This is a genomic window from Microtetraspora malaysiensis (genome assembly GCF_001528665.1).
GTDB lineage: Bacteria > Actinomycetota > Actinomycetes > Streptosporangiales > Streptosporangiaceae > Microtetraspora_A > Microtetraspora_A malaysiensis.
In genome coordinates, this window is record NZ_BBYJ01000044.1 from 18,690 (window position 1) to 32,543 (window position 13,854).

The following is a 13,854-nucleotide window of genomic DNA, read 5'->3' on the forward strand; positions in this document are numbered from 1 at the left end:
CCAAGGCAGCGACCAGGTCACCGCGGATGGGCCTTTCGATGAGCAACCGGGGTTACTCATGACGCAGGGTGCTCTCGCAGCCGTGAGCGTGTCCCAGGCATGGTGACCCGCAAACGCGCCCCACGCTCGATGCGGCGCATCGACGTGGCCCGCCTTCCCGAAGACGTCGTGGCGCTCATCGACGCCCTCGGGCCTGATGAGAACTTGGTCGTCACGCGTGACGGCGCGTCGATAGCCACAATCTCCAGCACCATTGACGTGGTCCACGGCGCCATCGTCGATCGCGACGCGTCAGATGAGGCCAACGATCAAGCACCGATGGACTACGAGGGCGTGACAGTCGTGGCCACCGCGATGGAGCTGTCGACCGCGGCTCGGGTTGCGCTGTCGACACAGCTCGGGCCGGACTACGTAGTGCTCGACATGCATGCGGCTCCCGCGACGACCGATGTGCTGCTGGTACCCCCAGGCAGCCCGCAGCTGATTGCAGCGCTCCGGTCGATGTTTCCGAAAGCTCGCGTCGTCGTCACCGAAATCGAGGACCACGAGCTCGGAGTTCAATACCACGGCCCGGTCCGACGCCTGCTCGACGCCGGCGCTGACGCGTATCTACCTCCGGCGACCCTCCCACTCCTGGCCAGGCAGCTTGACTACACCCTGAATCACGCGCGCGAGATCGCCGGCGGGGCTGCTACACCATTGCAGATCGCACCGATCGTGGCGCCGGCAGATCCAGACGACGAATGACCCCGCGCCTCTTCGCTGGACCGTCGGGTGGCGGCTCACCGTAGCTAAAGGAGTTCCGGGCCGTCGTGCATCGTCCGCATTCGGGTTGCCGTTCGGACAACTCGACCTCTACGGCCCCAAAACGGTGGATATGTCCCCGGTCATGGGGCGACCAGTGCGTTCGCGCCGAGAAGGACCTTGATGTCCCCTGCGAATGCTCCATTCTTGAGGTTCACCGCATAGTCAGGAAGTTCGACGACGTTGATTCTGCGGTTGAGGCGCTCCACCCGGAGAAGAACGGGGGTGTCGCCGTTATGCAGCGTGAGGATTCGTTTGAGTTCTCTGACGACATCCTTGTTTACGCGTTCCTCGCGAAGGAAGAGCACGATCGGCTCGCGGCCATCTGCCTGGATCCCGGAGATGTCGAGGAACGTGATGTCAGTGGCGTTGAACGAGATGGTCGCTTCGTCACCGTCACCACGCGAGCGGATACGTCCGGTGACGGAGACGACCAGGTCGGGCGCGAGGTTGGTCCCGTACAGCTGGTAGGTCTGAGGGAAGCAGGGAACCTCAATGGACGCGTCGTGGTCCTCGATCTTGAGGATCGCCCACACGTCACCCTTCTTGGTGACCTTCTTGTCGACGCCGGAGATGATTCCGGCGATGCGGACGTTGCCGGCCCCCGCCTGGCCGTCGAGCACCTGAGCGATCGTCAGATCGCGGTTGCGCTCCAGCACGCGTTCCGCTCCGTTGAGCGGGTGATCGGAGACGTAGAGGCCGAGCATCTCTCGCTCAAATGACAGCTTGGTCTTCTTGTCCCACTCGCCTTCGGGAACCGCGACTTGGAAGACGCTGCTCATTCCGTTGTCTTCATCGTCGTCGAACGCGCCGAACAGCGAGTCCTGTCCCAAAGCCTCTTTGCGCTTGACGTCGATGACCGCGTCGATGGCTTGCTCGTGGATGTGGACCAGGCCCCGGCGGGGGTGGCCGAGCCCGTCGAACGCACCGGCTTTGATGAGCGATTCGATGGTGCGCTTGTTGCAGACGACCTGTGGCACCTTCGTCAGGAAATCATTGAAGTCGGTGTAGGCGCTCTTCGTGGTGCGGGTGCTGATGATGCCATTGATGGCGTTCTCCCCGACGTTCTGGATCGCGCCGAGCCCGAACCTGACGTCATCGCCGACGGCGCTGAACCGCAGTCCGGATTCGTTGACGTCGGGCGGGAGGACCTTCAGCTTCATGCGGCGGCATTCAGCGAGGTAGAGCGCCATCCGGTCCTTGTTGGTGCCGACCGAGGTGAGGAGGGCGGCCATGTACTCGGCCGGGTAGTTGGCCTTGAGGTAGGCGGTCCAGTAGGAAACGAGCCCGTAGCCGGCGGTGTGGGACTTGTTGAATCCGTAGGAGCTGAACGGCTCGAGAACGTCCCAGACGGCCTTCGCCGCTTCCTCCGTATACCCCTTGTCGGTCATTCCGGAGGAGAAGGTGGCCCATTGTTTGTCCATCTCCTCCTTCTTCTTCTTGCCCATCGCCCTGCGCAGGATGTCGGCGCCGCCGAGGGTGTATCCGGCGAGTTGCTGGGCGATGGCCATGACCTGCTCTTGGTAGACCACCAGGTGGTAGGTGGTGCCCAGGATCGGCTCCAGCGCCTCCTTGAGGGAGGGGTGGATCGGTGTGATGTCCTGCTGGCCGGCCTTGCGGAGGGCGTAGTTGGTGTGGGCGTTGGCTCCCATGGGGCCGGGGCGGCCGAGCGCCAGGACCGACGAGATGTCCTCGAATCGGGCCGGGGCGATCAGCTTGGTGAGGTCGCGCATCATCGAACTGTCGAGCTGGAACACCCCAAGCGTGTCGCCGCGCGCCAGCAGTTCGTAGGTCTTCTTGTCGTCCAGAGCCAGGGACAGCATGTCCAGGTCGATGCCGCGGTTGTCCTTGACGTTCTGGACGGCGTCGCCGATGACGGTCAGGTTGCGCAGGCCGAGGAAGTCCATCTTCAGCGCGCCCATGTTCTCGCTGCTGGGCCCGTCGAAGCCGGTGATGCGGGCGCCGTCGTCGGGCCGCATGAAGATCGGCATCACGTCGAGCAGGGGCTGGGAGGACAAGATGACTCCCGCGGCGTGCACGCCGGTGCCCCGGGTCAGTCCTTCCAGGCCGAGCGCGGTGTCGATGACCTGCTTGACGTCCTGGTCTTCGTCATACAGCTTGCGGAGTTCGGTCGCCTCGGGGTATCGCGGGTGCTTCTCGTCGAAGATGCCGGTGAGCGGGATCTCCTTGCCCATGACAGCGGGCGGGAACGCTTTGGTGATCTTTTCGCCCACCACGAAGGGGTAACCGAGGACGCGCGCCGCGTCCTTGACGGCCGCCTTCGACTTGATCGTCATGTAGGTGATGATCAGCGAGACGTTGTCCTCGCCGTACTTCTCGGTGACATAGCGGATCATGTCACCGCGCCTACGCTCGTCGAAGTCGAGGTCGACGTCGGGCATGGAGATACGTTCGGGGTTCAGGAACCGCTCGAACAGCAGAGAGTGCTCGATGGGGTCGAGCTCGGTGATGCCGGTGACGTAGGCGACCATGGACCCGGTGGCCGATCCTCGACCGGGGCCGATCCAGATGCCGCTGTCGCGGGCGTACTGGCAGATGTCGGCGACGACGAGGAAGTAGCCGGGGAACCCCATGTCCTCGATGACACGCAGTTCGTAGTCGATCCGTTCCCGGACATCGTCCGGCACGGGGTCGCCGTAACGGCGGGCGGCACCGCGGTAGGCCTCCTTGCGGAGCCAGCTCATCTCGGTCTCGCCCTCGGGGACCGGGAACTTGGCGGCAAGGTCGCGGTGGGCGAACACCTCGTCATAGGGCTCGACACGCTCGGCGATCAGCAGGGTGTTCTTGCAGCCCTGCGCCCATGTCTCCGAGCTGTCGAGCGCCCACATCTCCTCAGCGGAGCGCACGTAGTAGCCGTTTCCGGAGAACCGGAACCGACTCGGGTCACTGATCTGGGAGTTGGTGCCGACGCACAGCAGCGCGTCGTGCGCGGTGGACTGGTCCGCGGTGACGTAGTGGGAGTCGTTCGTCACCAGGGGAGGGATGCCGAGAGCCTCGCCGATCCGCAGCAGGTCCTTGCGGACTCCCGTCTCGATCGGGATCCCGCCATGATCCATGATCTCCAGGAAGTAGTTGTCCCGCCCGAAGATTTCCTGGTACTTGGCCGCGGTCTCCAGCGCCTTGTCGTACTGCCCGAGCCGGAGCCGGGTCTGGATCGCGCCGGACGGGCAGCCCGTGGTGGCGACGATCCCTTCGTGATACTCCGCGAACAGCTCATCGTCCATGCGCGGGTACTTCTTCATGTGGCCCTGAAGGGAGGCCAGTGAAGAGATCTTGAACAGGTTGCGCAGGCCTTGGGCGTTGATCGCCCACATCGTCTTGTGCAGGTAGGTGCCGCTGGCGGACACGTCGCCGCCCAGGCCGGTCCGCTCATCCGACTTGCGCTGGTGGGGCTCCCCCCAGAACACGGACTGTTTGTGGAAGCGGGACTCGGGGCTGACATAGCCCTCGATCCCGATGATCGGCTTCACCCCGGCGGCTTTCATCTTCGCCTGGAATTCGTAGGCGCCGAACATGTTGCCGTGATCGCTCATCGCGATGGCGGGCATCCCCAGCTCGGCCGCTCGCGAGGCCAGTTTGCCGATCTTCGCCGCGCCGTCCAGCATCGAGTACTCGGTGTGAACGTGCAGGTGAACGAACGAATCAGCCACGGGTGATCTTGGCCTTTCCGGTGTGGTGCGGGTGGGGCGCTGGAGGAGACCCAACTCTATCGAGCAGGCAGCGGTGGCCGACCACCCTCGTGGAGAAAGCAGAGAGATCAACGGCTGAACGCCTGCGGCGAACGGGATGGGCCCCGCAGCCTGTGGCAGGACCAAGCAGGCACGCGGGTACCTCACCTGGGGGTCCGTCCCGGGCGAGGGCGAGGCGCCCGCGAGTGGCCGACACCGATTCGGTCGAACACGATCCCACCCATCTGTGGGGCAGACCACCGAAATGACCCTCGAATCCCTTGCCCGCCTGTTGCCGACGAGTTTCGAACGCAGGACACTGGGTGATCGACGGGGGATTTCATGACAACTCACATTGAGTTTCGAGTTCTTGGTCCGCTGGAAGTCGGCGTCAGGGGGCGCCCTGTCCGGTTGGGAGGGCCTCGGCAACGTTCACTGCTGGCCGCGCTGTTGCTGGATGCCGGGCGGGTCGTGTCGGTCGATCGACTGGCGGCCGCGGTCTGGGGCGAGCGCCTGCCCGAATCGGTACGCACCCAGATCCCGATCCATGTGCACGCGTTACGCAAGGCGTTCAAGGCCGCCGGCTGCGGCGTGCAGGTGATCGCCACTGAGCAGGCCGGCTATCGCCTGCGCACCGACGGCGTGTGGTTGGACACGCGTGAGGCGGAGGAACAGGCGGGAGCGGCCCGAAGGGCGGCCGCGGCCGGGCAGAGCGAGCAGGCGGCGGCGATGCTGGGGCGGGTGCTCGGGCTGTGGCGGGGGCCGGTGCTGGCCGAGATCGACACCGCCGAGATCGCCGCGGTGGCCCGCGGCCTGGAGGATGCCCGGCTGGGCATCGCGGAGGAGTGGGCCGAGGCGGAGTTGGCCTGTGGCCGTCCTCGCGAGGTGGTGGCACGGCTGGCAGGGCTGGTGGAGGAGCACCCGCTGCGTGAGGGACTGCGCGCGCAGTTGATGTTGGCGCTGTGGCACTCGGGACGGCAGGCCGACGCGCTGGAAAGCTATCAGCAGGGACGCGAACATCTTCTGGAAGAACTGGGCGTGGAACCGGGCAGAGGGCTGCGAGATGTCCAGAAGGCGATCCTGGCCGGACCGCCTGCCTGTGATGTCACGCAACCGCAGGTTCCCAGGCTGCTGGCGCCGCGCCGTGGCGGGAACCCGGACGATGAGCCTCTTCGGGTGGGTTCAGGGCCAGTCGTGATGGTACGGCCGGCGCAGTTGCCGCCGGTGATATCAGCGTTCGTGGGTCGGATGACGCAGATGCGGACGCTGGATCGATTGCTGGGGCAGGACGGGCGGCACCTTCCCATGGGCGTGATCAGCGGGGCGGCCGGGGTGGGCAAGACCGCGTTGGCCCTGCAGTGGGCTCATCAGGTGGTCGACCGGTTCCCCGACGGCCAGTTGTTCGCCGATCTTCGTGGCTATGACCTCGACAGAGAGTCGGCGCAGCCGATGGCGGTGCTGGAACGGTTCCTGCGAGCGCTCGGAGTCGACGGGGCGGCGATTCCGGCCGGGGTGGAGGAGCGGACCGCGTTGTTCCGCAGCATCGTGGACGGGCGGCAGGTGCTGGTCGTACTGGACAACGCCGAGTCGGCGGCACAGGTGCGGCCATTGCTGCCGGCGACGCCGGGCTGTTCCGTGATCATCACCTCCAGGCGGCGGCTGGAAGGGTTGATGGTGGGTGGTGGCGCGCTGCCGGTGCCGGTGGAGGTTCTGACCGAGCAGGAGTCCGCGGAACTGCTGGCGCGTGTGCTGGGAGCTGAGCGAGCGGCTGCCGAGCGGGAGGCGGTGGCGAAACTGGCCGCTCTGTGTCACGGGTCGCCGCTGGCGTTGCGCGTCGCGGCGGCGAAACTGGTCATGCGGCCGCAGTGGCCGGTCGCCGAAATGGCCGAGCGGCTGGCCGACGAGCGGAGCCGGTTGGATCAGCTCAGCCGAGGAGGGCTGGAGGTACGGGCCGGCATCGAGCTGTCCTGCCGTGAACTGTCGACGCGGGCGGCCCTGGCGTTCCGGCGGCTGGGGCTGGTGGATGCCCCGGGCGGATTCGCGCCCTGGCTGGTGGCGGCGCTGCTTGACACGACGGTGCACGACGGTGAGCGGCTACTGGAGCAACTGGTCGATGCCCAGTTGCTGCAGCCGCTCGGCAGGGACGGAGCCGGCCAGCCGCGTTACCGGTTCCATGATCTGAACCGCCTGTTCGCCCGTGAACAGGCGGAGGCCGCAGAGCCGCCTGACGCCAGGCTGGCCGTGCTGAGCCGGGCCTTCGGCGCGTTGCTGGGTCTGGCGGAGCAGGCCCGCGACGCGCGATACGGCAACCGCTACCCGATGGTCCCCCGCGGTCATGCTTCGCGCTGGTTACCGGAAGACGCATCGCAGGCGGCGCTGCTGAGCGACCCGCTGGCGTGGCTGGAGAGCGAGCGACCGAACCTCGTCTCCGCGGTGACGCAGAGCGCCGAGTTGCAGCTCGCCGATCTGTGCCGCGACCTCGCGGCCGGCTTCGTGCACATGTTCGAGCCGCGGGCTCACTTCGACGACTGGCGGTCGGCCGCCACCCGGGCCCTCGAAGCCTGCCGCGCCGTCTCCCACCTGCCGGGCCAGGCCGGCGATGCTGTTCTCCCTCGGCTCCCTGAACCTGAATCAACGCTGGCCGTCCCAGGCCGCCGACCTGCTGGAAGCAGCTCTTGAGCTGCTTCCAGCGGCTCGGAGACGTGCCCGGCCAGACCCCTCTGTCGGACACTCCGCTACGATGCCTGGTCCCTAAAATGAGGGTTGATGGGTAGTGGGGTGGATTTCCTGATTGCCGGATCAGCCGGTCGGCCGGTCGCCTTGGAAATCATGTCGGCCGCAGCGTTGCTGAGCACCGCCGCCGGCCGAGTGGTCGTGGGCCCGTGGAACGGCGTAGCCACTGCCCGCGAGGGCTCATAGTGGGGGAGTCCAGCCAACCGGAAGGCCGGCCAGAGCCGAGCCGGGGTGTCCCGTCGCAGGTCGTTGCCCAGCTCACGGCACTCAAACGACCGATACCCGCACAGCTGCCCAGCCCCGTCGCGACGTTCACCGGCCGTGAGGCAGAGGTCGAGAGGCTGTGCACGCTGCTGACCGATGGCTCCGAACGCGCCGTGGCCATCTCCGGACCGGCCGGCATCGGCAAGTCGGCTCTCGCTCTCCAGGTGGCCCACCGCATCTCCCACCTCTTCCCTGATGGGCAGCTCTACGTCAACCTGCAGGGATCCACTCCCGATACGGATCCCCTGCCCACTGCGGAGGTGCTCGGCCGATTCCTGCGCTCCATGGGAGTCGCCGCCCCGACGATCCTGAGCGAGCCGGAGGAGGCGGTCGCCATCTTCCGCTCGCTGACACACGGGAAGCGCCTGCTGATCCTTCTGGACAATGCGGCGAGCGCCGAGCAGGTACGCCATCTGCTGCCCGGCAGCGCGACGTGCTGCGTGCTCATCACCAGCAGGCGGATGTTGAGCTCGATCGACGCCGCGAGCCATTCTCAGCTCCGAGGGCTGATGCCAGAGGAGGCCGGCGCACTTCTCACCAGGCTTCTCGGTGCTGACCGGCTCGACCGCGAAGCCCAGGCGGTGGCCGAGGTCATCCCACTGTGCGGCGAACTACCACTGGCGCTGTCCATTGTCGCAGCGCGACTGCTCGGGCGTCCGGACATGTCGGTTCGCGCCCTCGCCGACAGACTCGCCAACGAGCAGCGGCGGCTGGCCGAGCTCGAGATCGACGACCAGGCGGTACGCGCCAGTTTCATGGTCAGCTACGAGGACCTGGGCGATGGACCGGCGGCCCGGCTGTTCCGGTTGCTCGGCCTCCTGGGCGGGCCGGATATCGGCGTTCCTGTCGCCGCAGCTCTCGCGGGGCTGCCGGAGCGGCGTACGGCTGAGCTTCTCGATCACCTGCTGGAGAGCCAGCTCGTGGTGTCCGACGTTCCCGGGCGATATCGCACGCACGACCTCCTGCGGTTGTTCGCCAAGGAACTCGCGATGGAACAGGAGAGCGAGGAAGCCCGAGCCCTCGCCGTGCAAGGAGCTTTCCACTGCTATCTCGCCACGGCGCGACGCGCGGCGCTGTCGGTCGAGCCGCTGATCGCCTGGCGGATCGACTTCGTACCCGAGGCGCTCACCCATTCGGGGGTGCCACTGGACTCCGTTGAGGCGGTCAACGCATGGCTCGACACGGAGATCGAGAACCTTGTCGCCGCCGCCCGTCAGGCCGTGGCCGGTGCTGATCCGGCGATCGCGGCCTACCTGTCCGCATGCTTGAACACGCCGTTGGAACAGCGAGCGCGATGGCGCGAGCAACTGGCTCTGGGACACCTCGCTCTGGAGGCGGCGCGTTCCACCGGTAACCTCCGCCAGGCGGGGCTCGGCAACAATGATCTCGGTTGGGCATTGCACGCGCTGGGAAAGCCCGCAGAGGCTCTGGCGTCCTTCGATCGTGCTCTCGATTCCTGGAGACCGATCGGCTACGACACCGGCCAGGCTTTGGCCCTGAACGGACGAGGTGCGGCTCTTCGCTCGTTGGGGCGCCATGAGGAGTCGCTTCTTGCCCTGGAACAGGCGAGCGCGATGTGGCACCGACTGGGCCATGCCCGGCATGAGGCATCGTGTCTGACCGGCATCGGACTGACCCATCAACGACTCGGACGGTACAGCGAGGCGATCGCCGCTCACCGGAAAGCTCTGGCGCTGGCAAGAGAGTCGAATGCCAGGGTCACCGAGGTGATGGCGCTGGGCAACCTCGGGGAGGCACACAGACTGGCTGGGCAGGCGGATGAGGCGGTGACCTGCTTCCGGGAGGCCCTCCGACTGGATCGGCAGCGCGGCTTGTCCGACACCTATTGGGAGGCAGAGCACTTGTGGGGGCTCGGCCGGGCAACCGGTGACCGTGCCTGCCTGAACAAGTCAGCGGCAATCCTCCACGAGCTGGGTCTGATCACCTACCACGAAGCCCGCGCGATCGAACTCGACCCCGATCCTGACCCCCCCGACGCCATCTCGCAGCAACTCTAGACGCGGAAACGCTCCTGTCACGCAGGGATGCCCCCGCCCAGAGCTCCTGGACAGAGGCGATCCCACCCGCATTGAGGAACGCAGCACTAGCAGCTAGCAGTGGTTGACGCCCGGGAACGGGTCCTTCCAGGTGTAGACGTTTTCGGCCGCGACGTAGCCGGTGCGCCCGCTGACGTCGCCGTACGTCCGGTACCAGATGCTGTTCCCGCCTCCGTGCTTCTGCCCGGAGACGTAGCACTCGAAGTAGCTGGGGTTCGACATCAGCGTGTCCACGGCATCCTTGTCGTACTCGCTGTAGCTCGGGCTGCGCCACACGCTCACCCCCGCCTTGTTCCCGCAGTACAGGTGCCCGCTGCTGGCGTAGCAGGGCGGGTTGCCCTGGGCCTGCGCCGGAGCCGTCACCAGCACGCACGTGCCGATCAGCGCCAGCCCCCCGGCCGCCATCGCGATCTTCGTGTGCAGTCGCATTCCAGATCCCCTCGTTCGAAATCGCTATGTCCAGGGAGACGCTAGGCGTGACGTCTTTCGATCCGTTATCGATGTGATTCACGCACCACGGAACGGGGGCTTGATGACGGCCACTCGCCCGGCGCGGTATGCAGCCGGGCGACGGACTTCTCCGCTTGCGGGGTGATGAAGTGGTCGTTGAGTGCTGCGGCGACCTAGGGGTTGAGCAGGGCCTCGCCGATCAGTGCCCGAGTCGGTGGCGAGTGGCCATGGCCCGGGCTGCGGGGATGCTGCCGATCACGAGCAGGGCCAGCGCGACGTCACCCAGGACAATGGGACGGCCCGGCACCACGAAGGCGGCGACCGTCAGGGGGCTGCTGACCAGCATGGACCAGGCCGCCCATCTCGGGATGACTCCGGCTCGGCGCAGCGCGACAGCGAGCAGCACGTACGCCACCAGATGCCCGACGACGTAGACGAGCAGGTAGCCGCCCATCACCGCGTCGTTCGCGAACCGATCCAACAGCGTGGCGTAGGAACCGCTGTCGGGTAGGGCGGCCATGGCCATGCTGACGTCGTCCAGTGCGGTCAGGGCCGAGAACGGCAGCCAGCCCACCACCGCGAGCAGCCCACCGATCGTGGCCAGCCGCGGCGCCCGGGCATAGGCGAGATACGCGAGGCCGACCGCTCCGAGAGGGAGCAGAAAGGAGGCGAGGACGTACGCGACCAGGTGCACGGCGTTGGTGATCGGATTCGCGGCGGCGTTCGCCGCGATGCTTGTCGCTCCGTCCTCGTGGACGGACGGGATGAGGATGCTTCCGACGGCGTAACCGAGCGGTCCGCCGACGATCGCCACCGCCAGGACACGCCGCCACAGCCGCTCGTATCCGGGCATCTTCTCGGAAGAATTCTCGTCCGGGATGGATGAATCTAATGTGTGCTCATTCAGGGTTACCGGGCGGGATGAGCGCCTGGACGCGGAAAGAATCATTTCGGGTACCTCCTGGGAAACCGCTGACGTCTCGATGGGGGAGCTCGCCGTCACGCTGCTGCCAGTAGCTTCCCGCTCGGACATGGGCCGCGTCGTCGGCCGCCCGGCGGCACTTCGTCTACGTGCGCCCGGGTATCCGGGGATCCCGTCGTACGTTGCTGAACGTATCCAGGAGGGAACCGCGCAGGTCAGCTGGTGTCGCCGGGGTGGACGAGGCCGGATTCGCCGGCGGAGACGACGTAGTCGCACGCGATCGCGGGCGGCGAGTCTGACCATTGCCCGCGAGACGTGGGTTGCGGACTGACAACCCAAGGGAAGTCCTCCTGGGCGTGCGCATTTGCCCGAGTTGCGCAGACGACGGCGAGGGTGTCCTCCGGAGGAACGGAAGATCTATTCTTCTGCTATGCGTGTGCCCGCCTGGGATGTGGCCGCGGCGGTGATGCTGTCCGCATTCATGGTCGCGGTGTCGGCCGCGGCGCGTGTGGTCCAGCCCGAGGCCCGGCCGGTAACCACTCTCGGAGTGGTGCTGCTGGTGCTCTCCGGGGCCGCGCTCGCCGTACGGCGGGTGGCGCCGTTGGTGTCCTTCACGCTCGCGGTGGGCGCCGCGGCGGCCTACCTCGGGATGCGGTTCGCCGGCTGGCCGGTGTACCTGGGCGCGTTCGCCGGTTTGCTGGTATTGGTCTCGGAGGTCGGCAGGACGAGGTTGTGGGTTCCGCTCGCCGCGGTCGGCGGTGCGGCGACAGCGGTCGCCACGGGGCCGCCGGAGGGCTGGGACCCGGTCAGGATGCTCACTGTGGCGGCGGTGTGGACGGTTGTGGCGGTGGTCGCCGCACGGTTCGCACACACCCGCCGACGGCTCATGGAGCGGGAGGCCGCGGCTCGGGTCGTGCAGGAGCGGCTGCGGATCGCCCGGGAGCTGCATGACGTGCTGTCCCACAGCCTGGCCTCGATCAGCCTGCAGGCCGGCGTCGGGCTGCATCTGGTGGACCGGCAGCCGGAGCAGGCGCGTGAAGCGTTGCGAGGGATCCGGCAGATCAGCACCGACGCTCTGGCGCAGGCCCGGGCCGCGCTGGCCGTGGTCCGGACGCCGGGCGAGGAGGCGGCACCGGGTCTGGCTGACCTGGAGGAGTTGATCGCGACGGCGCGGGGAAGCGGTTTGCGCGTCGAAGCGGACATCGATCTCGATGACCGGGCGGTTCCCGAGATGATCGGCTCCACCGCCTATCGAGTGGTGCAGGAGGCGCTGACCAACGTGATGCGCCACGCGGGGGACGGTGCTCACGCTCGGGCCCGTCTCAGGTGTGTCGACGGCTGGCTGGAGATCGATGTGACAGACGACGGCGTGAGTGCCACGGGGCCGGTCGGCCCTCCTGGCCACGGGTTGCGGGGAATGGCCGAGCGCGTCAGCACGGTGGGCGGGGAGATGCGTGCGGGAGCGACACCTGGTACCGGGTTCACCCTCCATGCCCGTCTCCCGCTGAAGGGGACGGAGTGAGCATGCTGCGGGTCGTACTCGCCGACGACCAGATCATGATCCGCGCCGGGCTGCGCGCGCTGCTGGCTGCCGAGCAGGATCTGGAGGTGGTCGCCGAGGCCGGCGACGGGTGGCAGGCGGTCGCCGCCGCTCGGGCCCAGCGTCCGGACGTCATCGTGATGGACATCCAGATGCCGGTGATGGACGGGCTGGAGGCCACTCGAGCGATCGCGGCGGACCCGAACATGTCCGACGTACGGGTGCTTGTGCTCACCACATACGACAAGGACGAGTTGGTCTTCGAAGCGATCAAGGCGGGCGCGGCTGGATTCCTGCTCAAGGACGCGGAACCGGCCGAGCTGCTGCGCGGGATCCGGGTGGCGGCTGCCGGTGACAGCCTTCTCGCTCCGCAAGCCGCGCGCAGGCTGGTCGCGGCGTTCGCGTCCGGCGCGTCGCCGACGGGGCCTGCCGCGCGATCCTTGGGCCTGCTCACCGGCAGAGAACGGGAGATCGTCGCGTTGGTCGGCCGGGGCCTGTCCAACGATGAGATCGCCGAGCAGCTGGTGATCAGTCCGGCGACCGCCCGCACGCATGTCTCCCGGGCCATGGTGAAGCTCACCGCGCGCGACCGCGCGCAGTTGGTCGTCTTCGCCTACGAGTCCGGCTTGGTCCGCCCCGGGCGCGCCGGTTGACCCCTACGTTCTACCGCGTATGCGGGTGCTCGCGCATACGGCGGAACGCGTGGGTGGGGCCCCTGTCGGTGCCGGAAACTCGGCCATTGACCTGCGCGAGGGCTCCAGACCTCGTCCTAAAACCATCAGGAAGAGGTGGGCCTGATGCGAGAGTGCAATGCCTCGAACCAGTCGGCGGCCATATCTGTTTCCGTGACACGTCCGATCAGCTCCAATGCTGAACTAATGCTCTCGTCCGTGTCCACGTAATTTTCGTGGACTTCCGGACCGCTGATCTCAAAGCGCAGACCCTCCATCATGTGATCGAGCGCGTGTGGATCATCGCCGACCCGGTCGTCGGGCGACATGGGATCGAAAGCGACGATCAGGCGCCCATCGCGGGCATACGTGAACCGCGCGTTTCCGCTGATGTCCATGCTGAAGCTGAGGGCGTGCCGGTCGCCGGCGGTGAGGGACAGCATGAATTCTTCGGAGCCTCCGGGAACGACACCGATCCAGCTTCCGGCCTCGGCTACCCAATTGGAACCGTCGTCGATGTTGTGATCAAGAATGTCACTTAGGTGGCACGGGCTTCGGGTGCTGAGATCCAGCGAAAAGTGCGATGCAAGGGTTTCGATATCCGCTCCATGGACCCATATGGCATCGAATCCCAATGTCCAGAGGTCCATGTCCGCATCGAGATCTTCGGTAAATATGGTCGATACCAGAAGGTCGTGCAGGTATGTTGCCGAATGCATTTATC

General features: G+C 66.8%; 9 protein-coding genes. 5 read left to right on the forward strand and 4 right to left on the reverse strand.

Going from position 1 to position 13,854, the window contains the following annotated elements; genetic code table 11:
* Positions 1-99: 99 nt before the first annotated feature.
* Positions 100-747, forward strand: coding sequence for a hypothetical protein (locus AWQ71_RS38150; RefSeq protein WP_067143782.1), 648 nt, complete (start codon positions 100-102; stop codon positions 745-747).
* Between the two features lie 140 nt (positions 748-887).
* On the opposite strand, the gene dnaE is transcribed toward AWQ71_RS38150, so the two are convergent.
* Positions 888-4,475 (reverse strand): DNA polymerase III subunit alpha, encoded by a 3,588-nt coding sequence (gene dnaE / locus AWQ71_RS38155; RefSeq protein WP_067143784.1) that lies wholly within the window; start codon positions 4,473-4,475, stop codon positions 888-890.
* A gap of 360 nt (positions 4,476-4,835) precedes the next feature.
* On the opposite strand from dnaE, the gene AWQ71_RS38160 reads away from it, so the two are divergent.
* Positions 4,836-7,172, forward strand: coding sequence for an AfsR/SARP family transcriptional regulator (locus tag AWQ71_RS38160; RefSeq protein WP_084259761.1), 2,337 nt, complete (start codon positions 4,836-4,838; stop codon positions 7,170-7,172).
* A 239-nt stretch (positions 7,173-7,411) separates the two neighbouring features.
* Entirely contained in the window at positions 7,412-9,508 is a 2,097-nt protein-coding gene (locus tag AWQ71_RS38165; protein WP_067143788.1) for a tetratricopeptide repeat protein, read from the forward strand.
* Between the two features lie 93 nt (positions 9,509-9,601).
* On the opposite strand, the gene AWQ71_RS38170 is transcribed toward AWQ71_RS38165, so the two are convergent.
* A complete protein-coding gene (locus tag AWQ71_RS38170; RefSeq protein WP_067143790.1) occupies positions 9,602-9,976 on the reverse strand; it encodes a hypothetical protein in 375 nt (124 codons plus the stop codon).
* A gap of 220 nt (positions 9,977-10,196) precedes the next feature.
* The gene (locus AWQ71_RS38175) at positions 10,197-10,850 is read right to left on the reverse strand and encodes a hypothetical protein (RefSeq protein WP_067143792.1); all 654 of its coding nucleotides are present in this window, start codon (positions 10,848-10,850) and stop codon (positions 10,197-10,199) included.
* 499 nt (positions 10,851-11,349) lie between these two features.
* Here AWQ71_RS38175 and AWQ71_RS38180 point away from each other — a divergent pair, with 499 nt between their 5' ends.
* Both AWQ71_RS38180 and AWQ71_RS38185 read left to right on the forward strand, forming a co-directional pair.
* Positions 11,350-12,441: a sensor histidine kinase gene (locus AWQ71_RS38180; protein ID WP_067143794.1), complete on the forward strand. Its 1,092-nt coding sequence runs from the start codon at positions 11,350-11,352 to the stop codon at positions 12,439-12,441.
* A gap of 2 nt (positions 12,442-12,443) precedes the next feature.
* A complete protein-coding gene (locus AWQ71_RS38185; RefSeq protein WP_067143796.1) occupies positions 12,444-13,112 on the forward strand; it encodes a response regulator in 669 nt (222 codons plus the stop codon).
* Between the two features lie 125 nt (positions 13,113-13,237).
* On the opposite strand, the gene AWQ71_RS38190 is transcribed toward AWQ71_RS38185, so the two are convergent.
* Positions 13,238-13,849: a DUF6461 domain-containing protein gene (locus AWQ71_RS38190; protein ID WP_067143798.1), complete on the reverse strand. Its 612-nt coding sequence runs from the start codon at positions 13,847-13,849 to the stop codon at positions 13,238-13,240.
* Positions 13,850-13,854: the final 5 nt, after the last annotated feature.